This is a genomic window from Rhodococcus sp. DN22 (assembly GCF_036669995.1).
GTDB lineage: Bacteria > Actinomycetota > Actinomycetes > Mycobacteriales > Mycobacteriaceae > Rhodococcus_F > Rhodococcus_F erythropolis.
Map to the genome: position 1 here is coordinate 1,240,993 of NZ_CP133326.1, position 24,797 is coordinate 1,265,789.

The 24,797-nt window shown below is 61.1% G+C and carries 26 protein-coding genes and 1 pseudogene; 10 read left to right on the plus strand and 17 right to left on the minus strand.

The genetic code is table 11. The features are described 5' to 3' along the window. Positions 1-8: 8 nt before the first annotated feature. Positions 9-407 (plus strand): DUF6262 family protein, encoded by a 399-nt coding sequence (locus RA302_RS05620; protein ID WP_021334717.1) that lies wholly within the window; start codon positions 9-11, stop codon positions 405-407. A gap of 31 nt (positions 408-438) precedes the next feature. On the opposite strand, the gene RA302_RS05625 is transcribed toward RA302_RS05620, so the two are convergent. Continuing rightward, on the minus strand, positions 439-1,206 hold the full coding sequence (locus tag RA302_RS05625) for an HNH endonuclease family protein (protein ID WP_021334716.1): 768 nt from the start codon (positions 1,204-1,206) through the stop codon (positions 439-441). Between the two features lie 68 nt (positions 1,207-1,274). Continuing rightward, positions 1,275-1,457, minus strand: a pseudogene (locus tag RA302_RS05630) (HNH endonuclease); the annotation flags it as partial. A gap of 116 nt (positions 1,458-1,573) precedes the next feature. Here RA302_RS05630 and RA302_RS05635 point away from each other — a divergent pair. From RA302_RS05635 to RA302_RS05645, 3 genes are read left to right on the plus strand one after another with little or no spacing between them, the layout of a single operon-like run. Continuing rightward, a complete protein-coding gene (locus RA302_RS05635) occupies positions 1,574-2,680 on the plus strand; it encodes a tyrosine-type recombinase/integrase (RefSeq protein ID WP_047269064.1) in 1,107 nt (368 codons plus the stop codon). After that, a complete protein-coding gene (locus RA302_RS05640) occupies positions 2,677-4,884 on the plus strand; it encodes a site-specific integrase (RefSeq protein WP_058037609.1) in 2,208 nt (735 codons plus the stop codon). Before RA302_RS05635 ends, RA302_RS05640 begins: the two co-directional genes overlap by 4 nt. Beyond that, entirely contained in the window at positions 4,881-5,480 is a 600-nt protein-coding gene (locus tag RA302_RS05645; RefSeq protein ID WP_047269065.1) for a DUF6262 family protein, read from the plus strand. The genes RA302_RS05640 and RA302_RS05645 overlap by 4 nt, the downstream gene beginning before the upstream one ends. 43 nt (positions 5,481-5,523) lie before the next feature. Here RA302_RS05645 and RA302_RS05650 read toward each other — a convergent pair whose 3' ends face one another. The 4 genes from RA302_RS05650 to RA302_RS05665 form a co-directional block, all read right to left on the minus strand. Further along, on the minus strand, positions 5,524-6,210 hold the full coding sequence (locus RA302_RS05650; RefSeq protein WP_252194297.1) for an HNH endonuclease family protein: 687 nt from the start codon (positions 6,208-6,210) through the stop codon (positions 5,524-5,526). A gap of 306 nt (positions 6,211-6,516) precedes the next feature. Beyond that, complete coding sequence (locus tag RA302_RS05655; RefSeq protein ID WP_338479680.1) at positions 6,517-6,855, minus strand: hypothetical protein; 339 nt, start codon at positions 6,853-6,855, stop codon at positions 6,517-6,519. A gap of 78 nt (positions 6,856-6,933) precedes the next feature. Then, positions 6,934-7,299 (minus strand): pyridoxamine 5'-phosphate oxidase family protein, encoded by a 366-nt coding sequence (locus tag RA302_RS05660; RefSeq protein ID WP_046379792.1) that lies wholly within the window; start codon positions 7,297-7,299, stop codon positions 6,934-6,936. A 112-nt stretch (positions 7,300-7,411) separates the two neighbouring features. Then, entirely contained in the window at positions 7,412-7,780 is a 369-nt protein-coding gene (locus tag RA302_RS05665) for a hypothetical protein (protein ID WP_020906454.1), read from the minus strand. Positions 7,781-8,484: 704 nt separating this feature from the next. Between RA302_RS05665 and RA302_RS05670 the strand changes: the two genes are divergently transcribed. Beyond that, a complete protein-coding gene (locus RA302_RS05670; RefSeq protein WP_019747175.1) occupies positions 8,485-8,955 on the plus strand; it encodes a hypothetical protein in 471 nt (156 codons plus the stop codon). A 7-nt stretch (positions 8,956-8,962) separates the two neighbouring features. Here the strand turns inward: RA302_RS05670 and RA302_RS05675 are convergent, their stop codons facing one another. The 3 genes from RA302_RS05675 to RA302_RS05685 all read right to left on the minus strand — a co-directional run bounded on the left by RA302_RS05675 (position 8,963) and on the right by RA302_RS05685 (position 12,167). Further along, entirely contained in the window at positions 8,963-9,886 is a 924-nt protein-coding gene (locus RA302_RS05675) for a DUF2797 domain-containing protein (RefSeq protein ID WP_166501919.1), read from the minus strand. A gap of 62 nt (positions 9,887-9,948) precedes the next feature. Then, the gene (locus RA302_RS05680; protein WP_153213230.1) at positions 9,949-10,605 is read right to left on the minus strand and encodes a DUF305 domain-containing protein; all 657 of its coding nucleotides are present in this window, start codon (positions 10,603-10,605) and stop codon (positions 9,949-9,951) included. Next, positions 10,602-12,167, minus strand: coding sequence for a hypothetical protein (locus RA302_RS05685; protein ID WP_166501920.1), 1,566 nt, complete (start codon positions 12,165-12,167; stop codon positions 10,602-10,604). Before RA302_RS05685 ends, RA302_RS05680 begins: the two co-directional genes overlap by 4 nt. A 178-nt stretch (positions 12,168-12,345) precedes the next feature. Between RA302_RS05685 and RA302_RS05690 the strand changes: the two genes are divergently transcribed. Together RA302_RS05690 and RA302_RS05695 are read left to right on the plus strand one after the other, a co-directional pair. Beyond that, positions 12,346-12,933, plus strand: coding sequence for a TetR/AcrR family transcriptional regulator (locus RA302_RS05690; RefSeq protein ID WP_225320295.1), 588 nt, complete (start codon positions 12,346-12,348; stop codon positions 12,931-12,933). Positions 12,934-12,978: 45 nt separating this feature from the next. Next, entirely contained in the window at positions 12,979-14,115 is a 1,137-nt protein-coding gene (locus RA302_RS05695) for a GIY-YIG nuclease family protein (protein ID WP_166501921.1), read from the plus strand. A gap of 80 nt (positions 14,116-14,195) precedes the next feature. On the opposite strand, the gene RA302_RS05700 is transcribed toward RA302_RS05695, so the two are convergent. From RA302_RS05700 to RA302_RS05715, 4 genes are all read right to left on the minus strand, one after another. Continuing rightward, a complete protein-coding gene (locus RA302_RS05700) occupies positions 14,196-15,413 on the minus strand; it encodes a Dyp-type peroxidase (protein ID WP_134998349.1) in 1,218 nt (405 codons plus the stop codon). Continuing rightward, positions 15,406-15,906: a copper chaperone PCu(A)C gene (locus tag RA302_RS05705; protein WP_019747182.1), complete on the minus strand. Its 501-nt coding sequence runs from the start codon at positions 15,904-15,906 to the stop codon at positions 15,406-15,408. The genes RA302_RS05700 and RA302_RS05705 overlap by 8 nt, the downstream gene beginning before the upstream one ends. A gap of 25 nt (positions 15,907-15,931) precedes the next feature. Beyond that, positions 15,932-17,362 carry a PepSY domain-containing protein gene (locus RA302_RS05710; RefSeq protein ID WP_166501922.1) on the minus strand — a complete coding sequence of 477 codons (1,431 nt, stop codon included), beginning with the start codon at positions 17,360-17,362 and terminating at the stop codon, positions 15,932-15,934. Between the two features lie 108 nt (positions 17,363-17,470). Continuing rightward, positions 17,471-18,001: a hypothetical protein gene (locus RA302_RS05715; protein ID WP_020906463.1), complete on the minus strand. Its 531-nt coding sequence runs from the start codon at positions 17,999-18,001 to the stop codon at positions 17,471-17,473. A gap of 214 nt (positions 18,002-18,215) precedes the next feature. Between RA302_RS05715 and RA302_RS05720 the strand changes: the two genes are divergently transcribed. Beyond that, positions 18,216-18,560, plus strand: coding sequence for a hypothetical protein (locus tag RA302_RS05720; protein WP_238054140.1), 345 nt, complete (start codon positions 18,216-18,218; stop codon positions 18,558-18,560). Positions 18,561-18,946: 386 nt separating this feature from the next. Next, a complete protein-coding gene (locus RA302_RS05725; protein ID WP_020906466.1) occupies positions 18,947-20,113 on the plus strand; it encodes a MinD/ParA family protein in 1,167 nt (388 codons plus the stop codon). 38 nt (positions 20,114-20,151) lie between these two features. Here the strand turns inward: RA302_RS05725 and RA302_RS05730 are convergent, their stop codons facing one another. The 3 genes from RA302_RS05730 to RA302_RS05740 form a co-directional block, all read right to left on the minus strand. After that, the gene (locus tag RA302_RS05730) at positions 20,152-21,186 is read right to left on the minus strand and encodes a hypothetical protein (protein WP_019747188.1); all 1,035 of its coding nucleotides are present in this window, start codon (positions 21,184-21,186) and stop codon (positions 20,152-20,154) included. A 201-nt stretch (positions 21,187-21,387) separates the two neighbouring features. Then, complete coding sequence (locus RA302_RS05735) at positions 21,388-22,470, minus strand: M48 family metallopeptidase (RefSeq protein ID WP_019747189.1); 1,083 nt, start codon at positions 22,468-22,470, stop codon at positions 21,388-21,390. A 77-nt stretch (positions 22,471-22,547) separates the two neighbouring features. Then, the gene (locus tag RA302_RS05740; protein ID WP_003945456.1) at positions 22,548-22,751 is read right to left on the minus strand and encodes a hypothetical protein; all 204 of its coding nucleotides are present in this window, start codon (positions 22,749-22,751) and stop codon (positions 22,548-22,550) included. A 145-nt stretch (positions 22,752-22,896) separates the two neighbouring features. Between RA302_RS05740 and RA302_RS05745 the strand changes: the two genes are divergently transcribed. Further along, the gene (locus RA302_RS05745; protein ID WP_003945912.1) at positions 22,897-23,052 is read left to right on the plus strand and encodes a DUF6131 family protein; all 156 of its coding nucleotides are present in this window, start codon (positions 22,897-22,899) and stop codon (positions 23,050-23,052) included. Here the strand turns inward: RA302_RS05745 and RA302_RS05750 are convergent. Beyond that, entirely contained in the window at positions 23,046-24,218 is a 1,173-nt protein-coding gene (locus RA302_RS05750) for a glutamate--cysteine ligase (protein ID WP_029254618.1), read from the minus strand. The genes RA302_RS05745 and RA302_RS05750 overlap by 7 nt on opposite strands. Between the last annotated feature and the right edge of the window lie 579 nt (positions 24,219-24,797).

Genomic DNA, 24,797 nt, shown 5'->3' on the forward strand with positions numbered 1-24,797 from the left:
ACCAGCCCGTGCCCGAACACCTCACCGCCGCAGCGCGAGCGCGCCACACCGAGACCAGAGCCCGCGCGGACGCGGCGCTGCTGGCACTCAGCAATGCAGGCGAGCCGGTCACCTTCGCGGCCGTCGCTCGCCGCGCCAAGGTCTCCACCGACTTCCTCTACAACCAGCCCGACCTGCGCACGAAGATCAACGACCTCCGCACCAGGCGGTCGCACCGCCGAACAACTCCGGAACAGATGACCGAACCCGGACAGCAGTCTGCACCGTCCGCAGTCAGAGCACTGTCCTCGCAGCTCAAGGAACTCAAACGGCGGCACGCCGAAGAGGTCGGCGAGCTGCGCACGGCGCTCGCGGTCGCCCACGGCGAGAACCTCGCGCTGCGGCGACGATTCACCGACTCCGGCTAGCGCCCTGCGGGTAAGCGATTTCGCCGCTCGTTCACGAAACACGACCCGCTGCCTCGGCATCGGCGGGAAGCGCCTGTCCGGGACACGTCGACAGGACGGTGGCGATCGCGTCTTTCTCCGCCTGGGTCACCCACAGTCGATACCGGAGTTTGACCGCGACCTGACGGGCCACATAAGCACAACGGAACGCCTTGTTCGGCGGCAGCCACGATGCGGCATCCGAATCACTCTTCGCCGAGTTCGGAGCCTGCGTGGTAGCGATGAGATTGAGCGGATCATTCGCCAGATCGATCCGCTCGGCGGCCGACAACTGCTGCGCGCCCTTCTGCCACGAATCACCAAGAGCGACGACATGCTCGATCGGGACGAGCGGCGAAGTCGTCTCCCCACGAACGAAATTCACCGTCGTCCCGGTATACGGATCGTGAAGAACTCCCGACTGCACCACACACGGCGGCGAGACCACACCCGAGCGGACCTTGCACGTGACGTCCACAAGGTCACGGGACAATATGTCCTCGCGAGTACTCAGCGAGTTCCCGCCCCACATAACGGTGTTCGTATCAGTCCACGCGACCCCGAACTCGCTGCGCGCATACCCCGTCTTCGGCGCACGCCCCTTCACCGCAAGCTGATCCAGCGCCGACAGTGCCTCATCGACCTGCACACCAGGCGCAGAAGTTCCCGACACCGGAGCGGCGAATACCGACCCACCATCAGCGGGAAGGACCGAGCAACCAGACACAGTGACAACGAACGCCGCAGCTACCGCCGCGACCCCGGTCACGCGCTGGCGCATCACAAGGCCACCACAGCAGTGAGCGGCATGTCATCGACATAGTGACCAGCAGAAAGAGGAAGACTCCTTGACAAAGCTGCTGATAACACGTGGTCGATCTGGACTGCAGAAGACGTGTCCTGGCCGCGGGTGAAGGCGATGGTCTTGTTCGTGTACGGGTCACGGAGCGTACCGGTTTGGACCGAGCAGCTTTTGGAGCCGTCTTTGAATGTCAGGTCGGTGAGGTCGCGCCGCAGGATGTCGTTTCGGGTTATCTCTAGCGCCGCATCAGGATGAAGGCACGGTAGGCACGGCGTGTCGGTCGCCCTGTCCCTCATGGTTATCTAATAGCGTCTATATCACAGGTGGGACAGCCATAGGAGTGGCGATGTCGTGTGCTGTAGAGAAGGTCATTTCACCGACGACGGGGCAGTCGGGTTGGGTGATCGTGGACGAAGAATCCATGCGCCCGGTCGCGGAGGCTTCCGAGTGGGTGCTGTTCATGCAAGGCGCCGGAAGGTCACCTCAAACAATCCGCGCATACGTTCCTCGGGTCTGTTGGTTCTTGAACTGGACTGCCGGTCGCGGACTGGATTGGCACGAGATTCGTGTAGGTGAACTCACTCGTTTCAAATTCGCCGTCGAACACACCCCAACCGTCCACTACCGGCTGCGCTCCGGCAGATCGGTCAACGCAGTGATGACCGCTGTCGTCGAATTCCTCAGGTTCTGCGGAATGCGTGGATTGGTCTCCGCAGATGTTGTTTCTGGGCTGTCCCAGCCCAAGTACCTGGCCTACGCACCCCGCGATTTCCACGAAGGTGAATCCGGTCAGCATCGGCTGATTCGTGCCAGAACCCTCAAAGCGCCGGAAGTCGTAAAGCCTCCGGAAATTATTACTGAAGAACAGTTTTCGCATGCTCTGAACTCCGCGAACACCGAACGAGACCGTTTTCTGGTGCTGTTGCTGGTTCGTTCCGGACTCCGAATCGGAGAGGCATTGGGTTCGCGCCGTAGCGACCTGCATTTCCTTCCGACCTCGGTTCATCTGGGATGCCAGGAACGTGGACCTCATGTTCATGTTGTTCGGCGTGAAGGCAATTCGAACGGTGCCCGCGCTAAAGGACAATCCCGAGTCGTACCGGTCAGCGACGAGGTGGTCACTCAGTATCGCGAGTACCTTCTCGAACGAGACAGCGTGCCCACCGCAATGACCTCGGACTTCGTGTTCGTCAACCTTCTCGGGCATCACGCCGGTTCGCCGATGTCGTATTCGAACGCAAAACAGATTGTGGAAAGGATCGGCAACCGTGCCGGTTTCCGATTGCGGCCCCACATGTTCCGGCATACGGCAGCCACAATCTGGACGCGCAACGGCACCGGTATCGACGTGGTTCAGTCGTTGCTCGGTCATGTGAGCCGAGCATCGACCGCGATCTATCAACACCCCGACGCGGAGGACCTGAGGGCGGCAGTGGAAAGAGTGGGCATATGAGCATCACCGCTCTACCCGTCGAGTCAAGAGCCCTCTCGACTGGAAACGAACAGACCTGGAAAGCGTGGTTGATCGAACGAATCGACCCGCAATGGCGAGTCGCGGAATGGGATTCACGCCGACAGGTATTCACCGGAGACGTCGACAACGAAATGACAGCGGTCTATCTGTGCCGAGTCGACCGATGCATGACGGTCGTGGAAATCTTCGACCGCCGTTGCAGGCGGTGCGAACGCCACCGCAAGCTCAACGGGACCTCACCTTCATTCTTCGACCGGACATTCGACCCCGATTCGGTTCCACGAAGAGACGAAAAAGCCTTTTCGAAAGTCGATTTCGAACTCAGTGAGGTGAACGGCACTGTTGCGGCGGAGATTATTTACGGAGTGCAGCAGCGTGACCGTGATCAGATCATCTTGGTTCCGATGCGGATCCGCAGCATAGTTTCCCACCTCCCACCGGATTGTCGCTCACTGCTCGATGTCGCCGGAAATCGCCAGTTCGAGAAGGCACTCGGAGCTGCAGCCGGTGGTGTGTTCCGGTCGTTGGTCACACATCTGCAGCGGGCGCACGTCGTGTACTCCGGTACTGATCCCACCATGGCCGACGTGTGGAAACCTGCCGTCGTGGGCCTGCAAGCTGCTCCGGACCGGCGATACAGTGCGGCCGGTGGCGTTGTGGACTTCCGAGAGATCAGACAGCGATGGCTTCGAGAGATCACCAAACAATTCGGCCGCGAGGTACGCCCACCCGTGACGACACTGCGGCACACCGTTCATGCCGCCGAAATCGCTTCACGGCAACTCTCGCTGCGCACGAACGGCGATCACCCCGAACTACTCGACCACGGTGACATGAGCGCTGTCGTCGAGGGTTTCCGCACCAGCGCCGATCGAGAGGGCAAGCCCCATTCCTTCACCCATCGACGATCATTGCTCGGGTGGTGGCGCCGACTTCTCGAGTTCTCACGCCGCACGGGCGCAATGGATGACATCCCCGGCTCCTTCGCACTCGATCTGCGTTCGCACACAATTGCCCAGGTCGAGACCAGCGAGGACGACTTCGGACGCACGATCCCCGAACATGTCATCGCACAACTCGATCAACACCTCGAGCTGCTGGGTAGGCACTCCACGTACTCCGCGCCGGGCTGGAACCCTGACGACTACGCCATGATGTATCAGACGGTCTACCAGATCATCCGGGACACCGGTCGACGCCCGAGTGAGATCGTCGGGCTCAAACGCTCATGCCTGGACTGGGTCGACGGCAAGCCCACACTCGTCTACGACAACCGTAAACGTCGCAGAATGGGGCGTAGATTGCCGATCAGCACTGCAACGGCAACCGTGATCGACCAATGGCTCGACCACCTTCAATCGCTGTCTGTTCCGGACACACTGTGCGACTGGCTCTTTCCCACGCCGGGAACCCGCAACAACATTCGCCGCGGGCACTTGAGCGGTGCGCAGTTCGGGTCCCGGGCCTTCGCCATCTGGATCGATGCAATCCCGGAACTTGTCGACGAAAGACTCGACGATGACGGAAACCCAGCTCTCTACGACAGATCAATGATCACTCCTTACGGATTGCGGCACTCCTACGCTCAGCGGCACGCTGACAACGGCACACCGGTGGACGTCCTACGCGAATTGATGGATCACCGCAGCGTCGACACGACCATGGGATACTTCTCCGTCACACTCAAACGTAAACGCCAAGCCACCGAGGAGATTTCGAAGTTCGCGATCGACAGGCACGGACGACCGGCGGGATTCACGTCGGTAACGGAGTACGAGCGACAGTCGGTGGCCGTGCCCTTCGGAAACTGCACCGAACCCTCGAACATCAAAGCCGGCGGCCAACACTGCCCGATCCGATTCCAGTGCGCAGGATGCTCCTTCTACCGACCGGACCCGTCCTACCGGCCCGCAATCGAGCAGCATCTCGCAGAGCTGCGCACAGACAAAGAAACTGCAATCGCCACCGACTCCGCGTCGTGGGTGATCACCAACTTCGACGCCCAAATTCACGCGTTCACGGACGTCATCTCGTCGATGGACGCAATGCTTGCCGACCTGCCCGCAGACCAACGCGCGGTCATCGACAACGCCTCCCGCGAACTGAGGAAAGCGAGGACCGCAGCTGCCTTCATACCGCTCGAGTCCGTAACCACCCACACGAACGAGGACGAACAACGATGACTGCCGATGACCGTGACATACGAACCCAACGGCTCATCGCCTCCCGTCGACGTGACAGCGCTGACAAACAACGCAGAACGCTGACAGTCATCGCCGACCTCTCATCCGCTGGCGAACGCATCAACATCAGCGAAATAGCGCGTCGCGCAGGCGTTTCTCCATGGTTCATCTACAACACCGCAGCAATTCGAACCGCCGTCGAACGCGCCACAGAAGAGCACTCCCACACCGCCACCAGAAGCAGCGCCGGACGCACGTCCGCTACGGCGGACAGTCTTCACGCCGAACTGTTGATGGCGCGTGAGGAAGTTCGGGCGCTACGAACGGACCGAACCAAGCTCGAGACCAAAGTGCAACTACTACTCGGCAACCAACTCGAACACCTGCCGCACGACACACTGCTCGCCCGTATCCACGAGCTCGAACAGATAGCAGCCGAGCTGCGCTCGGACCTCGACTCCGAACGCAGACGCGCCGACACCATGACAACACGAACCGAAGAACTCCAGGACGAGCTCACCGCCGCCCGCGCCTCACTCAAAAGGATGGTTCAAAGCGTTTCTCCAGCACGACGAATCGAAGCAATCGGCACATAAGAACACACCCCAGCAAGCATCGGAATCTACGCGGAACTGTGAATCAACACGCGGACAATACGGCAGACATCGCATCCTTCTCTGCTTGAGTCACCCACAGGCGGTAGACCGACTTCACCGTGATCTGCTTCGAGACGTAGGTGCATCGGTACGCCTTGTTCGGGGGAAGCCAGGATGCGGCATCGGAATCAGACTTCTTCGCGTTCGTCGGTCCATCCACCGGGATCAGATTTCGGGGATCGTTCGCCAGATTCGTGCGCTCCTGAAGACTCAATTGTTGCGCACCCTTCTGCCACGAATCGCTCAACGCGACCACATGGTCAATCTGAACTGCAGTCGAAGTATCCTGTCCCCGAACAAAATTGATCGTCTTTCCAGTGTAAGGATCAGCCAACGTGCCAGAGAGAACAACACATTGCTTCTTTCCTTCTTTGAAGACCACGTCAGTCAGCCGCGAAGCCAACAGATTATTGCGCGTATCGCACCCGTCATGCCCGAACTCCACATCGACATCATCAGACCATGCCTGACCGAACTGATCTCTGCTGTAACCAGTTTTCGGAGCACGCCCCTTCACCGGAAGCGTCTCCAACAGCGCAACGGAAGAAGCCACATCAACATCGTGCTGACCAGGGCTATCCACAGACAACGATCCTGCTGGGATCACATCCGCCAACGTCGTACTGCAACCGGAAATCGACAACCCGACCAAGGCAGTGACGGCAACCAGGAGGGAACGGGAACGCACCAAGCGACTATGCAACGTGAAACTCCTAAATCATATGCAGTGCAGAGGATCTGCACTCTTATCAACAAAACTGATGAGGATGATTGTCGGGAAATCCCGACATCAGACCAGGTGTGCTACACATCCACCGAACCCAATCAACCGGCCACGTGCGTGATTGAACATGCCATCGTCCCTATCCGTGCGGTCGAACCGGTCGACCGTCACACGAACTGACCATCGTCACTCACATAACTCACACCGTCGACATCGAACAATGGGGGCCTACCAGCAAGGTTTTGAGATATGTCAAAACTGCGTGCAGATAATTCTTGTATCGCAGCCGTTGTGGCCGAACTCGACGGTGACGTCATCGGTCCAGGCGGTACCGAACAGTGCACGGTCGTATCCGGTCTTGGGTGCGCGTCCCTTGATGGGGATCTGTGCCAGCAGTTCAATTGCGGCGGACGAGGGAGCCGAAGTTCCGGCCGTAACCGTCGTCGTGACGCCGGATCCGATTCCCGAACCGAGAGAAGATGTTTCGGGTGCGTCGGCGTTGGAACTGGCGCAACCTCCCAGCACGATCACGGCAGCAATGCCGATGGTGACGCCGGTGATGCCGCGCCTGTGATGTGCCGTGCGTGCCATGTGTGAGAGTCCATTTCTGCGAGAGATGAACTACAAGTATGTCATTCACGACATTTCGGGCTGAACCGGCACTGTCTGTCAGTCCGGTCGAAGTAGCCATCGCGTCACCGGAACCGACACGAGAACTCGCGGACCTTCACGAGTTTCGTCTGCGGCATCCCAGCCGTCGTACTTCTCGCCGAAAAGTTTCAGGAGATAGCCGAACTCGCCGACGTTGTGATGAATTGTCCCGAACCCCTGTGCGACCCACGGGTCGTGAGAGGATCCGTCGACTGCCAACGAGACCCGAGGATCGTCCAGCAGGTTCCGGACCTTCCGATTCTGCTCGGCGCTCGGTATCCAGAATGTGTTCTGACGCAGTAAGAACCAGACCGGAGTCGTGTGCGGCGAGCCGTCGCTTCGAAGGGTGGTCAACCACACGCAAGGAGTATCCGCGATAGTCACTGTCTCAGTATCGGTGCCGGCGCGGCGTTCACCAATCGACGGTGCGGAACGAACAATGCCCGGTCCTCGCCGTTGGCGAGGACCGGGCATTGTCGGGAAGGGAGTGGAAGCGTCAGATCTCGATCTTGGGTGTCTGTTCGCCCAGCTTGTGGCGGGCCAGTGCCAGGTTCGCACGCGCGCGGTCCAAAACCAGGTACACGAACAGCGTTGACAGTCCGGGCGTCTCGAGGACGCGAATGAGGTGGTACTGGTTACTCAGGGTGATCAGAATGTCTTCGAGGGTGTCGGTAATTCCCAAGTTACTCATCGTGCGGAGCTTTGCTCGCACAACCTCGGAGTTGCCGGCGCCGGCGTACTCGAGGCTGAATGACGGGTTGCCGCTCATACCGAGAACCATCCCGCTGTCGGCGTCGACTACGGCTGCACCGCTGGCACCGTCGATGCGCATCAGTTCGCCGAGGATCTTGTCGATGTTGCTCATTGCTTCTCCTTGGTAGGGCAGAGTCGCGCGGGGCGACTCCAGGTGATGCTTCGGTGATGAAGTCATCGGTACATTTCGAGGTGGAATCGTTGGTTGCGGTGTCGGGAGTGGGCTGGGCGGCAACTGTTCAGATTGTGAGATTTGTGGGCTCGTTCCGTTCGGTGCAGATGAGCGGCCATTCGACGACTCGAATTCGTCGATGCGGTCTGCGGGCAGCCAGCCGTCCCCGGGGGGTGCGCTGAGCGGCCATCTCGTATCCGTCTCGAAGTCCGGCACCGGCGTCTGAAGTTGCGGATACACCGGCGCGGTAAGCGGCCGCTTGTACGGAACCGGCTGACCGCCCGCGTCGGAGACGTTCGCGAACCAGGCGGCATACCCGGGGTCGCTGCGATCGAGGTTTTGCCCGCGATCGTCGTCTTCCTCCCGGGAGCCTCGTCGACGAAAAAGTCCCACTCGTTCCAGCCCCTTAAAGACGAACTATTTCCGATCAGAGCGTTCCGGATGAACGCGGCAGACCGGACAATCCCACCCATAGTTACTTTGCAGTTAAGTCACCGTAGCATGGGTTCGCAGACGGGGCATATGGTCCAATCCTGTAGGCGGGCCGACGAGGCAGTCGGATTCGACAGGCTGCCCGGACGATTCTCGCCGGTCGACGATGCCGGTCCGTTCGAGCGCCAGACGCCCTCTGGCATCCTTGAAGGATGAAGAAAACGATCACCGGGTTCATCGGTGCCTGCTCGCTGGTGGCGCTGGTTGCCTGCGGTTCTGACGGAGACAAGCCGACCGAGGTCGGAACACTCACTTCCTCCGTTTCGGCGACCACCACTGCGTCACCGACGACGTCATCCGAGGCTCCAGCGACATCGTCGGAATCGACTACCGAGGCACCGTCGGTCGACGCGAGCGTCCCGGCTGAGGTCCCGTCGGACCCGAATGTGAGTTCGGCACTGCCACGGACCTACGCGCAGGCGTGCTCCGACGTTCTCCGGTACCTCGACGCATACCAGCCGGCAATTGACGAGTCGGGCGAGGAAATGGGCATGACGCGTGAATCATTGGCAAACGACATGCTGACCTCCATCCAGGCTTATCCCGAATGGTCGAGCTTGTCTGCCGACGAGCAGGCTGAGGTCACTCGCGGATTCGCCGCAGCGACCGCGGGAAGTTGCTGACCTACTTTCAGAACAACGATTCCTGAATCGCCACGCCAGGGGACTCGAACTCGCCGACGGTGATGGTTCGACCGACCAGTCCGGACACATCCGCGACGAAGCGTGGCGATTCAGGATCGGGGTCGATCCGCAGCGAGGCGATCGAACCGGCAAGGCCCTCCAAGTACAAGGAATGTTCCCCGGACTCGAAAGTGTGCGGATACGCGATCAACGGTGCCGCATCGAAGACAACGTCGGCGCACGCCGGCGCCGTCCATTCTTCGGGAGCCTCCAGGATCTCGATTCCGTCGATGTCCGATCCGATGTCATTCAGCTCGTCTTTGATCGAGGATACGAAGTGGTGCAACGACTTTCGCAGTTTCTCGCGATCCAAGGGTCCTGTCAGCGCTTCGATCTTCCGAGACGTACGTATGGCCTGACTCAAGCGGAAGTGCTCCGAAACTCGGGCTTCGAGGGAACGAATGCTGTAACCGTCCGTCGACCGCGCTACGAACAATGCGCAGACCGCTCCCTGTTCGGCGACTCGCGGATGCTTGCGGAACTCGGCCGCCGTCCCCACCTTCATCTGACCGCCGGCGAAGATGTCGATGTAGAGCCATTGTGGTTGCGTGAGATAGGTGCGCACGTTCGGATGAATGTGCGCGCCGCTGACATGTGCCTGATGAACGGTGGTGAATCCCTCACGATTTCGGCACCGATCGCACTGCCGCCCGGTAACGACCGTGGCCCCGCGGTCACACGGCGAGTGTCCCGGACCTTCGGCGGTGAGATCTCGCCACCCGAGGCAACGGCGGCCCTTCGCCTCGTCGACGGAGAATCGCAGAACCGAGTCGTGAGTGTAGAAGGTCGTAGCGGAAGTGGTGTCGTCGACGCATCGGATCCGCGGTGCTGTCGGGTTCGACCATTCGATTCCGCGAACGAGCAGGGTCATTGAAGTGTCGATTCCTTCTGTAGTTCACAGGTCGACACCATGGTAGTCAGTGCACATGCGGGTCAGTGCAGTGGTTGCGCCCCACGTTGTCCGAGCATCAGTGTCATCAGCCCGGATTCCTGACTCTGCGTGTTGATCATGTCGCGGGCGGACTGTTTCACCGGCCCGCTCTCGAGCAGGGTATCGGCCACCTGTGCCATGGCGATCCCGCCACGGTGGTGGCGTTCCATCAATTGCAGGAACAGAACCTCGGCGTCGAGCCCGCGAGCGGCGCTCAGTTTCTCGAGTTCTTCCGTGGTAGCCATACCCGGCATGGCGTCGGCCTCTGTTTCCGGCGTTGCCGGGTGATGATGAGAGTCGCCAGCGCCGCTCGGTGACGCCTCCATCCACGCCATCGGCGTTCTACTGTTCGGCGGGACACCGGCCAACCGCAGCCAGCCGAGCATGACACCGATTTCCGTTCTCTGAACATCGTCGATCTGCTGGGCCAGTCTCGTAACCGCCGGGTCCACATCGGGGCTCAGACGCGCGAGAATGAAGAGGGCCTGTTGATGGTGGGCCGCCATGTCATGCACGAATCCGATTTCGGTTTCGCTCAGAACAGCTGTCTGCGTGTGGTTCTCGGGTGCGAACAGTGGACGTAATGCTGCGCCGAGTACGAGCAGCATCAGTGCCGCAGCCACGAGTGCGACGGCTTTGACCGATCGCGGCGCCGTCATGATCCCACGGTCGTCTTCTGGTCAGCGGGTGGTGTGTAGACACCGTTTTCGAGTTGCATGGCAACAAAGCCGTTGTCGGCGCACGTCGCCCACAACGTGGTGCCGCGCCATTCGGGTGGGGAGAAGCACCAATCGGTCGAGATGTCGCCGAGAGCGACCATGCCCGATCGCGAACTCAGCGCTTGGCCGGGGTCGAACTGGCCTTGCGCGATCGACTGCGCGATTGCCGGCGTGCTGAGAATGGGTACCCCGATGAGCGAGGCGAGAGCGTGCGGCGAGTTGGCGAGTTCGACATTGTCGCCGGTCCGAGCGGGTGGGTTGAAGTACGCAATTTCGTGGACGTCGAAGGGATCTCGAACATCGAAGACCCGAATCCCGCTCGAGATCCATCCGCATGCCAGCGCCGTCGGGTCGACCGGGCGATCGGCCGAACAGTAGTGAGATTCGTACGCGAACAGCGATCCGCCGGCAGCAGACGCCAGCGCAGCATCTTGATTCTCCGGCAGATTGATCTCGAGCTTCACCGAATTGACGACCGCCGGTTCGTCGTCATTGGAGACGTCGATCAATTTGACTCCGCCGGAACCACCTTCGTCGACGGTGAACAGGTACGGCGAACCGTCGTAGGTGACCGGAATGCTGTGTTGGGTGGCCCAACCGTCGGTCCACGAGAGCTGGGACAGTTGGCGCACCCGAGGATTCGGGACGCGGCGCTGAACCTCACTGATGTCGAGAACATGTATTCCGCCGAGATTGTTCGACAGGTACATGCGATTTCCGTCAGGACCTATTCCGAAGCCGTGGGTCGACAACCCGATGAGGTCCTGCCAGACTACGCGCGGGTTGGCGGGATCGGTGAGATCGACGGCGCTCACCACGCCGGGAGCGGTGCCGGAAGACCAGTAGGTGTTCCCATCCGGTGAAAATCCACCCTCGTGATTGGTGATCGGCAGCAGCATCCCCAGATCGGTTCCTGGTCCGGGGTTGAGCAGCTTCGGGTGCGCGCAATCGGAGATGTCGTAGACCGACATCAGGCCGACGCCGGTCAAGAGCGGAACGCCCGTGCCCACCAGCAGCTTTCGTGCGGTGTTGACCTTGAGACTCTCCCACGTTCCGGCCAGCATCGCAGGTTCGGTCAGCGTTGTGGTGAGAGCAGGATTGGCAGGATCCGACACGTCGAGAACTTGCACGCCCTGCGCGGGGCCCAGGAGGTTCCCGGGGAAGAAGCTGCCGACGTACGAGCAGTGTTCGAAGTTGGTGGACGTGATCCCGCCGCCGCGACCCGAGTAACCGCCGATCTGAGACATGTTGCAGCTGTACCCGTCTCGGCTGCGTCCGCTGTTTCGGTCCTCGGCCGGAACATCACCCTGCAACCCGGTCTCGGGCATCGAGCCCGGGCCGCATTCGGCGCGGCTTGCAGCGTTGGAAGCGACACCCGGGTTCTCGTGGATCGAGCCCGGGGCAGTGGCGGGCTCAGCAGAAGCGACGCACACGGGAAGGACGGTGATCAAGGTGACGAGCGCGATGGCAGATCTGGTTCTGATGGTCGTGAACGATTTCATCGAGTCCAACTCCCGGTGCGGGATTGCCTTTCGTATCTCACGGGCAGACGTACCTCAAGGACAGGCAGCACGGAGGGCAGGCGCGCGTTCGAGCGCTCACGACGATCGGGTCGGGGTGTGAACCGGTGTCGGGCCGCAACCAACCGGACAATGCTGTCCGGTTGGTATCGTAGTGTGCGTGACATCGTCTGGCCGCGTCAATAGCGGATCTCTCAACAGAGGGCCGAGAGATGCGGCGCGCAATCGTGCGGCGCTCATCTCAGCAGCTCGCGAGGTGTTCGCCACCCAGGGATTTGCTGCTCCGCTCAGCCTGATCGCCCGCACGGCCGGCGTCGGCCAGGGCAGCCTCTACCGGCACTTTCCCACTCGCGAAAGCCTCGCACTCGCGGTGTTCGACGAGAACATCGTCGAGCTGCAAGATCTGGCGGCTGATCCGGATTCGACTCTCGACGATCTTTTTCGTTTGTTGGTCGACCAGATCACTACCTCCATCGTGTTCGTGGAGGTCATCAAGCCGGTCTCCTTCGGCGACTCGCGACTGAATTCGGCCGGCGCCCGTTTGACCGATCTCCTCGAAGGGCGCCTCGACGAGGCGCGTCGAACTGGGAAGATACGAGAGTCCGTGACCGCTGAGGACGTGATCCTGGCGATCGCCATGTTCGCCGCGATCATGGAACGGACTGCCGAGAGCTCGCGGAAAGAAGTTGCGCACTCGGCCTGGAACCTTCTTGTGCAGGGACTGGCCGGGCCGGCAGCGGCGGGCTGAGTCGCGTTCGCCTCGCGTCTCGAGGTGATCGCCTAGGCTCGTGGCATGGCTATTGTCTGGACAGTTCCTCGCGCTATCGGCTCCACCCTGCTCGTTGCTCCGTTGATCAAGGAGTTCCTTGTCGAGGGTGACGGCACCCTCGATGCAAAAGTGACTGCGGTCGGTACGGTCTCTGCATCTCTCGAGAAGCAAGTCGGCCGCACGTTCACCTCGATCAGCGCTGCTTCGGCGGCAATCTTTTCCGGTGCTGCCGGTTCCACCAGCGTGCCCGACGCACTCCGTCTGGCCGTGATGCGCACTCTGTCCACCGAGGTGGTCGTCAGGAAGCCGGCTCCGCAGCCGTTCACCGAAAAGGTTGGGAAGAGACTGGGGCAGTACGTCTTTGCCCTGCGTGACCCGCGCAACGATCAGGTGTTCCATGTCGGGCACGGCACGGGAAATCAAGTATTCGCGCCGGTATTCGAAGCGCTCGGTGAACTTGCGAATCTCGAAGGAGCGGACGGCCCAGCCGAGTCGAATGCTGCTGTGACAGCAGCCAAGATCGCCCGCATCCGTGAAATCTACGACGCGGGTTCGGCGGTGGAGCACTTCGTTCTTCTCCGCTCGGTCGCTGCCGCCACGGATTCGGCCGCCACTACCGACGAGGTCGTCCGCGGCGTCGTGGAAGCCTTGCGAATCACCGACGCGGGCGAGGGCCTGACCAACCTCGCGGGCGATACATCGGACAAGGACGCCCGTGCGACCCGCGTCGAGGAACTCGCGTTGCGCTACTCGGCCGATCCCGCGCCGGAACTCCCGACGCCGAGCATCGTCCTCCACGTGCCGGCCTCCGCTCGTCCGGGAGCAACGCCTGAAGAGATCTACGAACTCGCGCGCGCCGAGTGGTCTGCCGGTGCAGCTGTTCGTGCCGAGATCGGAATCCCCGTTCTGGTGTTTGCCGACAGCATCATTCGTGGTGCATTCCGCGCTCAGTCATGGGAGGTGTCCACCCGCAATGCCGACGGAAGCCAACTGTGGCGGTTCAACGGAACCGTCGACGACGAGCTCGCTGCCAAGTACGTCGGAACAGAGGTCACCCCGCACAACGTCGGCCTGAAGAAGTGGCCCGTCAGCGGTTGGGTCACGAGGTTGACTACCGCTCGTCCGGGGGCGGTTTTGCCGGGACCTCGTAAGTCCAAGTAACGCAACAACTTCAGGTAGAAGGCACTCTGGGGGCGGGATCCGTTCGGATCCCGCCCCCACAGTATCGTTACCCGGGCTTGTCAGCCGAGCAATCCGCTTCCCACATAGTCGTTCTCGGTGCATCCCGGCGGAATGAGATACACCGCAGAACCGATCGGCGTCGTCCACTCGTTGAGTGCGTCGAAGTCACTCAATCGCTGTTGGACCGGTAGATATTGCTCGGCGATGTCCCGTTGGAATGCTGCGAAGATCAATCCCGAGTTCGAGGTCTGCCCGCTCTCGGGTGCGTCGTCGTAGTTGTATGCCCGACGGAAGAACTGCTCCTTCTCATGCGTCTGGTGGGCTCGCGCGATGTGTGATCCTGGCGGGATCACCGGAATGCCGAACTTGTCCGTGAGTGTGAAATCCGCTTCGTCGAATTCGTTGGTTCCGTTGAGCGGAGCGCCATTGGACAACGTGCGCCCCATGGTGAGTTCGCGCCCCGAGCGATCGAGTTCGTCCCAGGTATCCATTTCCATGCGAATGCGTCGTAGTACCAACGAGGTTCCGCCCGCCAGCCACGGTTGACCGGCGCCGGCGTGCCAGATCAGTGAATCGAAATCCACTGTTCCCGGAGCCGGATTGACCGTCCCGTCCACTTGGCCCATGAGATTGCGCATCGTGGTTCCCTCGGGCGTGGTGCCGCGCGCGTTGCGGAATCCCTTCTGCGTCCACCGTATGGTCGTCAGTGATCGGACGTTCTTGGTCAGAACTCGCACAGCATGAGCAATGGTCACCGGATCGTCGCCGCAGATCTGCAGCAACAGGTCCGATCCGCCCCATCGATCGTCAAGTCGGTCGATCTCGTAGCTCGGCAACGGCTCGAACCAGTCCGGTTGACGTGCTTGCAATCCCAGCTTGGTGAACAGGCCAGGGCCGTAGCCGACGGTCACCGTCAAGCGAGCCGGATCCACGGCCAGTTCCCGTTCGGTATCCGCCAATGCCGGGTTACCGGCGGTCAGCCGTGACGCATCCTCGGACCACATCTTCATGATCCCGACCACGACTGCTCGATCGGCTCCAGGCAAGAGGTCGAAACCGATGAACGTGCCGTGCGCTTGCGGAGTGGTGGCGATCCCAGCTTGGTGGACGCCGTAGAACGGTTCCACCAGCTTGCCTGCTTGCTGTTCGTGTTCGCTGCGCTCCACCACTGTGGTTGCGCCCCAAGTTATTCCCGCGACGCCGAGCGCGGCGGCACCTCCTCCGAGAAGGCGCCGTCGGCTGAGTGCTCGGCTGGGCGGGTTCGTGTTCTCAGCCACCGTGATTCGGGTCGTAGTTCTCCTGATTGCCGGAGAAGTCGCGAATCTGGGCTGTGAACGTGGTGCTGGAACCGTCGTCGTAGATCAATGTGAGGTCGGTTTCGGCGCCAGGGAGCAGCGGCGCGGACAGGTCCATGAACATCAGGTGGTCACCGCCCGGGGTGAGGCTGGCGGACCCGTTGGCAGGGACCAGGAACCCACCGTCCTTGGGGCGCATCGTCATCGTGCCGCCGTCCCCGGTCACGACCTCGTGCAGTTCCAGTCGCGATGACGCGGGACTGGTTGCCGAGACCACCCGTACGTCCTTGTCGCTGGAGTTGACGAGTTCGGCGAACGCCGCACTCATTCCCTCGGGTGCTGCCTTGACCCATTGATCCTGAACTGTGATGGATTGTGCGGCTTCGGTTTCCTTGTCGGAGTTCGAAGAACAGCCGGTCAAGGCGAGAGCTGCGGTCAGTGCAACAGCTGCGAATATCTTTGTTCGAACAGTCATGTGTGTCTCCGTGATTCGTGAGGTGTCAGGTGGTGGCGCGGCGTTTGAACGCCGCAATGCAAACGTCGATCAGCAGGAATGCGAGAAGACTGATGCCGAGTAGCGGAACGAACCAGCCCACCAGTGCGGTTACCGCAACCAGCGCAACAATGCTGAGCGGGGAGAGGTTGCGAATCCCGCCGCGGGCAGGGGCCCGGCCGACTGCCCAGTCAGAGCCACGGGTGGGGCGTCGGCGCCACCACATGATGTAGCCCCGAATGACCACGCTGACCAGAGCGAGTGCCAGTGCGGTGAGTGCGATCTGGTTGGCAAGGCCGAACAGCAGGCCCATGTGGAGCTGGATTCCCCAAGCCGAAAGTTTGGCTGCGAGTGGCCAATCCGAGAACCACAACTCGTCGGTGACCTTCTGCGTCGCTCCGTCGATTGCGATGGTGTTGTTGCTGTACACCCAGGGCTGACGCGTCTGGGCGACGGTGAACGCCGTCTCGGCGTTGGCGGGTATCGATACTTCGACCGGACCGGTGATCCCGTTGTACCTGGCGATACCGAGGACGGTGTCGACACGTCCGACGTTGGTGTCTGTCAGCGTGCCGGCGGCGGCGGGGGCCATGTCGTGACCCTCGTGCCCGCCCGTTGCCGGTGGTGGAGCGTCGCCGAGAGTTTTCACGACCGAGGGTGTCGTCCAGCTCAATGCGGTTCTCAGATTGCTGACGTTCTCTCCGGCGTACGTCGACCACGTGAGTCCGGTCGCCGAGAGAAACACCAACGCAACTGCTATCCAGATGCCGACGACACCGTGCCAGTTCAGGGTCCGGCTTCGTCCGGTGGACGCTCGGTCGATCGTAAGTAGACGAGCGTTCCGAGCGGTGCGGTATCGACGGAACCACAGGTAGACGCCACCGAGTGCGACCACCCACATCCACGACGCGGCCAATTCGCTGTAGAGGCGGCCGGGTTCACCGAGATGAAGGTGGCGATGCAGCTGAGAGATCCAGGTGCGCAGTGGCAACGAACCACTGCTTCCGTATACCGCCAGCTCGCCGACCGGCTGTGCAAGCACTGGATCGACGAAGACTGCGAGCCTCTCCGATTCGCCCAACGACGGATCGGTGAACAGGACCCGCGTGGTTTCTCCGGCCGCAGGAGACGGACGTACTGCCGAGACGGTCAGGTCAGGGCGGTACTGCTTGGCGGAACGGATCTGGTCGTTCAGCGACGCGATTTGTCCGGTGGTGTCGGTCTGGAGGTAGTCGCTGTAGACGAACTTCTCGATGGTGGGCGCCATCGCGTAGAGACCACCGCTCAGCGCGGCGATGAGGATGAACGGCCCGATGAGGATTCCGGCATAGAAGTGCAGGCGCAGAATCAGCGGTCTGGCGCCGCCGACCTGCTTCTTCGGGGGAGAGCTGTCGTTGGAAGCGCGTGTCTGTGCGCGCTCCAATTCGGGTGCGGACATGCGTGTACTCGATCCCGCCGTGCGCCTTTATTAACCGCCCGCGGTTAATAAAGGCGCACAGCAAAGTGGCGCACGTATTCACGTGCGTGAGAGGAAAGGGAAGGTGAGTTACACGAATGCCGGTGGGCCGCGAGTGCCCAGGCCTGAGGTGAGAAGTTGACGCAGAACAACTTTGGCGCGGTATCGAGTACGCGCAGTGAACGGCGAGGGTTCAGGTGCCCACGGGCGCAATAGGACGGCGACGATTGCCGCCACCGTCGATGCCGCCACGACGTACCCGTGTTCTGCGCCGCGGATCAGAACTGCGCACACTCCGACGGCAGCGATGTGCGCTGCGAGCATCGGAAGCGACAGGAGCAGGCCGTGTTGATGATCCGAAGCGATGGTCAATGTCGCGTGACCGATGGCCTGACCCGCAGCGAGCATAAGGGCGAGCAAGAGGGCAGGGGATCGGCGAGTGTCGATGGACGTGACCACCGCGCCGACGCTCGCGCACGCGAGGATCAACAACACCACCGCGCTCTCGGACGGGGCCATGCCGCCGCCACCGAGCGCGTGGGCTGCGACGGAAACCGCGCCGGAGGTACCGCCCACGAAAGCGCCGCGCAGCTGCGCGACATCTTTCGGACCCGGCGTCATACGCGAAAGGATACAGGCAGCTACTACGAGGACTAGTAGTCGAGCCCGGCCGAGTCGGTTTGACGCCGTCGACGGCAGTCAGGTCGCGCCACTCACATTCTTGCAATCCCTGTATACGAATGGTGCACGGTCATCGTTCAACGCTGTCGGTCATCATCCGTACTCGTATCCGGCGCTGCCTACAGATGAACATGATTGGAACTCGTGGTCTCAGATGAGTGTCGAGTCGTTCGCGGGCGGCGGGATCGTTCGGCCGAGCCTTCGCGGAATCATGACTGCCAACGGAGATTCTGCAAAAAAGATTTGGATTACCGAGTTCGGGGCGCCTACAAGTGGGACTCCGGACAGCGACAGCGAAGCGCGTCAACTCGAGATCTATCAGGCAGCGATGGCAGACAAGCAATCCAAGCCTTGGTTGGGGCCGCTCATCTTTTACCGTCTCAACGACTACGCACCTTACGGAGCGACGACGGATCGAGAGTCGTATTTCGGCGCAGTGAGGTCGGACGGCACCGTCAAGCCGAGTGCTGCATACGTGAAGAGTGTGCTCTGCCCGTGATGACGGTCGAATGGTACGAGTGATCCGTAGAGCTGGGGGGCACTTCGTTCGAGAGCGCGGAATTCTGCAGCAGCTGAACACTTGTCCATGAAGGGAGGGCGATCGCCCAGGTGATCACCCTCCCTTTTCTCGTTTGTTACCAAGGGATTTGCCCTGACATTGCGGAAGGCTGTTTTCAGCGGCAGATGAAGATATCTGTGCCGCATATCGTTACGACGTTCGTATTTGCTGAGATCGGCACAGGCGTGGGGACCAAAGTCATCGAAGTGCGGGTGTAACGGTCTGTTGTGCCGTGACGGTATTGAGCAGAGAACGGCAAGCCCGCCAGAGTGATAGCGTCCGAGAGGCTATGTCCGAAATGATTCCGAACTCGACCTAGGAAAACGGTGCGCAGCGATAACAACGGTTCGAATAACGGAGTCCTGGGGAACAACTCCGGAACGACTCAGGGCGACGGCCTTTTCGACGCGTCCGACGACGGTTACGCAACGTCGATTCGAACCGTCACCTTCACGCCGCAATTCGACGAACCCGCGGCAAAACCGTTGCCCAGTCAGCGGATGCGCCAGCAACGTCGTGAAGAGCCGACCGATTTTCGGACCTCGACGCCCAGGGCTATGACGTCCGTCGACGATCTGGACATCATCAAGCGGGCGAAGCGTCCACCCGAACGCGGTTTGGGCAGTGTGCTGTTCAAACTAACCGGGGGTCGGATCAACACTGGGCAGTCGGCCGCCGAACTCGAACATCAAGCTCTGGTGCGCCGTGCCAACCGAACAGTGCGCGGCGTGTACAAGATTGCTTTCATCTCACTCAAGGGTGGTGTGGGAAAAACCACGGCGGCCAAGACCGTCGGTTCGACGTTCGCGTCGATCCGTGGCGATCGAATCGTAGCCATCGACGCCAATCCTGACCTGGGAACTCTGGCTGATCGTGAACGACGTGAACATCACCTGACCGTTCGTGATCTGTTGGCCGACGGTGACATTCGTACGTACAGCGATGTTCGCTACTACACCTCGCAAGGCGACAGCCGACTCGAAATCCTTGCGAGTGAGGCAGATCCGGAAACTTCGGAGTCTTTCAACGAGCAGGACTACCTCGATACTCTGCGAATTCTCGAGGTGCATTACAACATCGTCATCACCGACTGTGGCACCGGAATCATGCACTCGGCCATGTACGGAATTCTCGACGAAGCAGACGCTTTGGTAGTCGTCAGCCCGACGGCGCAGGACGGTGCCCGTAGTGCTGCAGCAACGCTCAGTTGGCTGACCAAGCACGGATACGCAGATCTGGTGAGCAGGTCGGTCGTGGCGATCAATGCGACGCGGCCGGGTTCGTCTTCGCTCGACCTCGACCAACTCGAGGACGTTTTCGCTCAGCGTGGAGTGCGAGCGGTCAAGACGTTGCCCTATGACGATCACCTCGGTGAGGGTGGTCCGATCGACTTGAAATTGTTGAACAAGCGCACTGCACGGGCATATCTGGAACTCGTCGCAGCGATTGCCGATGGTTTCCCGGACTCGGTGGGCAAGCACGCTTCTCGCTGAACGTGCTCGCCCCCCGAATCTGATCATCGGGCCGGTGTTCAGGGGTGCCGAAGTATCGCGCCGTATCCGTCGGCGAGAACGAGGCGTTCGTCGATCTGTACCAGCTCGGTGCCGGTCCCGATTGCGATGTAGGGGAGTACGCGATCGGCGGGCCCGATCAGCTTTCCACTGGTGACTTCCTTGTCGTCGGGATCGGTGAGCAGCAGTGTCTCGACCTTGCCCTGTTCGAGGGCGTCGAGGACGCGTGCGGTCCCGTCGATGGAGAGGCCGGAGTCCCGGCCCTGCTCTGCGACGTAGCGTTCGGTTTCCGCATCCATTCTGCGCAGTCGCTGCGTGTCGATCAGTTCACGAATCGACTTCGACACCTCGGCGGGTGTCGAACCGACTGAACGCGAACCCTTTTCGACGTCCACCACCCGTAGAGTCGACGGTAGGAGCTGCGCAAAAGCTTTGCGGGACTGTACTTCTCCGATCACGACCACCAGTGCGACCTTGTGTTCGCGGGCGAGCGCCGCCGCGCGCTCCACGGCCTGTGTCAGGTTCTTTCGGATGTTCTCCTCCACGAGGCTTTGGCTGTCGGTGTACCGCTCCTGGCCGCCCACGTGTGCCTTGTGGACCGGGAAGCCGTCGCCGTCTACCGTTTCGCCGTACACGTCACGCCCGCGAGCATCGCGCACGCACAGGTCCGCGCCGGTGTGGTCGACCTTTGCGATGAGGAACGGTTCGGTGTCGTATCCGTGTGCGATCAGTGGAATCAAGTAGGGCAGTTCGCCCAAGGTCGCGATGGTGGAGCCGGCAGGTTCGAGCAGAATATCGTCGATCAGCACTGCCTCGGATGTGGCGACGATCGCGCGTCCGGCGCGACCTGAGATGCCGTGATGGTTGTCCTTCACCTCGTCCAGTCGCGCGATCAGCGATTCCGATGCTCCCTGTTTCGTGAGTTGATTGCGCATCGAGCGCCATTCGAGTTCGAAGCGCTCGCGTGCATCTTCCCGGTTGCGGACGTCTTCGAAGTACACGGAGGCAAACGGGCCGTCACTCGAACCGACCTTCTTCAGCCGCCCAGCATGCATGTCGGCTCCCTTCTGTAGTGGTCCTATGCCGCGTACCCGACAACTGGTGATTCGACACGACCGCTTTCAGTTCGCACGTTTGTTCGACTGCTGGTACTGTCTGTGAACGTGAGGGTGGTGCAGAGGGAAGCCTGCATCACCTTCACGCCAAGAACCCGGGACCTGCCGCCGACTGCCTTCGGTGGCAGGTCCCGATTCTGCTTAATCGGCGTCGTCAGTGCCCTTCGACCTGTCGGAACTCTTGCGCCAGTGAGTGAATCGTTCCTTGATGTCCGTCGCTACGTCGCCGACGCCGTTCCCGACGGCGCCCACGGCACCGCCCAATCCGCTACCGATGTCGCGCACCATCCGGACCAAGGGGTCTTCCGACTCGTCGAAGTTCTGCTTGTAGGTCTTGGCTGCATTCTTGAACTCGTCGCTGATCTTCGCTCCGTCGTCATCTCCGCGGCGGGGGTAGTTTCCGCGCAGAATCGCGGCGTAGTCTCCGCTGTCCACCCACTTTTTGAGTTCGGCGGCGCGAAGCACCGAGAACGGGTGAGAGAGCAGTTCGATGTTGAGGAGCTTGAGTACACCGTCGCGGAGGTCGCCGCTGGCGTCGTACTCGGCGGCCTGGGCAAGAAACGCGTCGATGTCGATTTCACTGACTCGGGATCCGCCGGCCAATTTCATCTGCACGCGAATCGCTGTGTGTACGTCCTGGCCGCACAGTAGTCCTGCACGATCGCCGGACAGTTCGGACTTGCGTTGCCATTCCATCAGGGCGGCGATGATCGCGCGCAGTGCCCATCCGCCGACCGGCAGCCATCCGATGGTTCCGGCCAGTCGCATCAAATGCATCAAGATGGTGCGATACACGGCATGGCCGGACAGTGCGTGGCCTAGTTCGTGGCCGATGATGAACCGTTGCTCCTCGTAGTTCATCACGTCCAGCAGACCAGTAGTGACCACCATGAACGGCTTGTCCATGCCGATGGTGAAGGCGTTGACCATCGGGGTCTGGAGTACGAACAGCTCTGGTGTCTCGTCGGCCTGCAGGATCTCGACGCAGTCACGGCGCAGATCGTTCAGGTCACTGAACTGGCGTTCGTCGACTCGCACTGACGTGGCGAGGTACATGAGGCGGTGCTGACGTTCTTGGAGCAGTCCGGACAGCGTCCGCAGAACAGTGTCGAACCCCCGAAGCGTCCGGAGCGTCACCAATGCGGCCCGATCGGCTGGGTGTTCCCACGCACGCGAGCTGATGTCCGGGAACTCGATTCGGGTGCGATCTGGTGCAGTGGTCATGGTGGCCCCTCACTTCGATGTGTGTCGACTCACCTCCAGGGTAACGACTAGTCGGTTTAGCGCGGATTTCCGGCAGCTCACTCGGTGGGCTGGGGGAGCGTGCAATCCGTGACTTTGGGGTTGACGCCGAAGTAGTTCAACGGGCCGGCGATGACCGTGAGCGCGATGGTCCCGACGCCGGCGCAGTTGGTCGGCGAACTGCTGTAGTAGCCGCGTTGGCCGGCCGCGACGGCCCCGACTATCAGCCAGATCAGAACGATCAGAGTCACAATTCTCATCATGGCGGGCTCGATTCTTCAAATATTATGGTGCCCAGCGAAATACCCGGTCAGAGTGGGTATGAAACGCTCAGCCGACGGGTATCCCTGATGTATGCGGCTCGAGGCGGGCGTATCCGCCCGAGTGAACGCACTGAAGGAGCTTGTGATGATCATCCTCGGCGTAATCCTGCTGATTATCGGTTTCGTGGTGAACATTCCGATCCTCTGGACGATCGGTGTCGTCTTGTTGGTGATCGGAATCATCCTGTACGCGCTGGGCGCGGCCGGGCACGCTATCGGTGGTCGGAGGCATTACTACTGATCAGGGGTCGACCCGTCATGCGTATCCGTGCCAGTCGGGACGGTGCGCTCAACCGCACGTGCGATCAGTTTCCGCAGGCAGACCTGGCGAAGCGTTCGCTGTTGCCAGTCGCTGCCGCCGCCGGTCACGCATTTGTCGCGCAGTGCTGATTCCACGCTCGTGTACTCGCCTGTCTCGTCGAGGGAGTCACGGACATGGATCAGGAGTCGGTGCAACTGTTCCGCGGCCGAAATTCTTTGTGTGGTAACCGGATCGATCGACGCGCCCAGGACGCCCTCCTTCGCGGACACCCAGGTTGCGAGGCGGAGGTTCTCGAGGGAAGTGCGCGGAGCGACGACTCCTCGTTCGACGGCGCGCAGTGCAGTGGCGACCAGCGCGCGCACAAGTGCTGCAAGCAATACGGTGTCGTCGACCGTCGGCTGAACGTCGCAGACCCGGATCTCGACGGTCGGTAGGTGGCAGGAAGGCCGGATATCCCAGTAGGCCATCCGCTTGTCGAGCATCACGCCGCAATCCACCATCTTCGCGACCGCGGTCTCGAAGTCCCCGGCGGTCTCGAAGTACGGCGGCGGCCCGGCGACGGGCCACCGGGACCATTGGATCGCCCGCCAACTCGCGAAGTCGGTGTCGACTCCTTGGTGGATACGGGAGTTGGCGCTCAGTGCCAGCAGGGCAGGCAACCAGATGCGCACGTGATTGCAGACCTGCACGGCCTCTACTTGATCAGCGACGCCCACATGGATGTGGCAACCGCAGATACTTTGTTCGGCGGCGAGGGCGCCGAAGTGTTCGCCCATCTGGCGGTAGCGAGGGGAGTCGCTGATCTCGAAACGCGAAGGCCCCGAAAGCGGTGCGCCGACGGCCAACAGCCTGCAGCCGTTCAACTCGGCCGCTTTCGCCGCGAGCCGACGCATGTCGATCAAGTGGGTTCGGAGTTCGTCGATGCTCTGGCACACGGGAGAGTTGGTCTCGACTTGGCAGCGGGACAACTCGAGCTGAAGATCCAAACCGAGTGTCGACGCGGTTTCCGCAACCGCGGCATTGTCGGTGGACGGCAGCCAGGATGTCGGGTCGACGAGGATGAATTCTTCTTCGACGCCGACGGTCGGGGTCGTCGATTCGTAGCGGCCAGCGGTGGATCCGGTCGAGCAGGTGGCGGCGCCCATGCTCGCGTCTACCCGGTCGGTCGAAGGCGGAAACCGACCCGAGGAAGCCCCGTTCTCGTCGGGAGAACGGGGCCTGTGGTCGGTCTTGCCAACATCTCGGAAGCGTCAACGAGCCCTTGCACACCGTATGAATCTGGGGACTGGCGTGCCTGGGAAAACGTACTGTGTCGGGCTCGACAAGACGAGACCTCCAGGCATGTTTCACCCCCGATTTCACCCTCGTGCGAGGGTGCCTGCGCGCCCTTCGTCGAGGCGCGGATCGTGACCTGGCGGCCTGCGGCGGTGCAGTCGCGGTTTATCCGTGGGGCCGCCTTTATCGGGAAGATTTCGAGAAATGCGAACCCATCTAAACTAACGTCCAGCATTCGGATGTGAAGTTCTGGCGAAGTGTGGGGACTCGGTGAGTCAACAGACATTTGATCAGTTAACCGCGTGCACAGTATCCACTGAAGATATGAAAATTTCGAACTGGTATTGCGTTTCATCTGCGAGAATATCCAGTGGTCATGGGTGAAAGTCAGAAGGCGGGAGAAAGTGCCTGGGATTGTGTTGCTACCGGTTCGTTATCGCCGCCGAATG

What these genes read in the sequence shown, in the direction of transcription:
- RA302_RS05710 (WP_166501922.1), bottom strand. Translation starts at nt 17,362, where the DNA reads ATGTCCGCACCCGAATTGGAGCGCGCACAGACACGCGCTTCCAACGAC.
- RA302_RS05675 (WP_166501919.1), bottom strand. Translation starts at nt 9,886, where the DNA reads ATGACCCTGCTCGTTCGCGGAATCGAATGGTCGAACCCGACAGCACCG.
- RA302_RS05680 (WP_153213230.1), bottom strand. Translation starts at nt 10,605, where the DNA reads ATGACGGCGCCGCGATCGGTCAAAGCCGTCGCACTCGTGGCTGCGGCA.
- RA302_RS05635 (WP_047269064.1), top strand. Translation starts at nt 1,574, where the DNA reads ATGTCGTGTGCTGTAGAGAAGGTCATTTCACCGACGACGGGGCAGTCG.
- RA302_RS05695 (WP_166501921.1), top strand. Translation starts at nt 12,979, where the DNA reads ATGGCTATTGTCTGGACAGTTCCTCGCGCTATCGGCTCCACCCTGCTC.
- RA302_RS05745 (WP_003945912.1), top strand. Translation starts at nt 22,897, where the DNA reads ATGATCATCCTCGGCGTAATCCTGCTGATTATCGGTTTCGTGGTGAAC.
- RA302_RS05735 (WP_019747189.1), bottom strand. Translation starts at nt 22,470, where the DNA reads ATGACCACTGCACCAGATCGCACCCGAATCGAGTTCCCGGACATCAGC.
- RA302_RS05740 (WP_003945456.1), bottom strand. Translation starts at nt 22,751, where the DNA reads ATGATGAGAATTGTGACTCTGATCGTTCTGATCTGGCTGATAGTCGGG.
- RA302_RS05670 (WP_019747175.1), top strand. Translation starts at nt 8,485, where the DNA reads ATGAAGAAAACGATCACCGGGTTCATCGGTGCCTGCTCGCTGGTGGCG.
- RA302_RS05730 (WP_019747188.1), bottom strand. Translation starts at nt 21,186, where the DNA reads ATGCATGCTGGGCGGCTGAAGAAGGTCGGTTCGAGTGACGGCCCGTTT.
- RA302_RS05625 (WP_021334716.1), bottom strand. Translation starts at nt 1,206, where the DNA reads ATGCGCCAGCGCGTGACCGGGGTCGCGGCGGTAGCTGCGGCGTTCGTT.
- RA302_RS05720 (WP_238054140.1), top strand. Translation starts at nt 18,216, where the DNA reads ATGAGTGTCGAGTCGTTCGCGGGCGGCGGGATCGTTCGGCCGAGCCTT.
- RA302_RS05750 (WP_029254618.1), bottom strand. Translation starts at nt 24,218, where the DNA reads ATGGGCGCCGCCACCTGCTCGACCGGATCCACCGCTGGCCGCTACGAA.
- RA302_RS05685 (WP_166501920.1), bottom strand. Translation starts at nt 12,167, where the DNA reads ATGAAATCGTTCACGACCATCAGAACCAGATCTGCCATCGCGCTCGTC.
- RA302_RS05640 (WP_058037609.1), top strand. Translation starts at nt 2,677, where the DNA reads ATGAGCATCACCGCTCTACCCGTCGAGTCAAGAGCCCTCTCGACTGGA.
- RA302_RS05705 (WP_019747182.1), bottom strand. Translation starts at nt 15,906, where the DNA reads ATGACTGTTCGAACAAAGATATTCGCAGCTGTTGCACTGACCGCAGCT.
- RA302_RS05645 (WP_047269065.1), top strand. Translation starts at nt 4,881, where the DNA reads ATGACTGCCGATGACCGTGACATACGAACCCAACGGCTCATCGCCTCC.
- RA302_RS05655 (WP_338479680.1), bottom strand. Translation starts at nt 6,855, where the DNA reads ATGGCACGCACGGCACATCACAGGCGCGGCATCACCGGCGTCACCATC.
- RA302_RS05715 (WP_020906463.1), bottom strand. Translation starts at nt 18,001, where the DNA reads ATGACGCCGGGTCCGAAAGATGTCGCGCAGCTGCGCGGCGCTTTCGTG.
- RA302_RS05665 (WP_020906454.1), bottom strand. Translation starts at nt 7,780, where the DNA reads ATGAGCAACATCGACAAGATCCTCGGCGAACTGATGCGCATCGACGGT.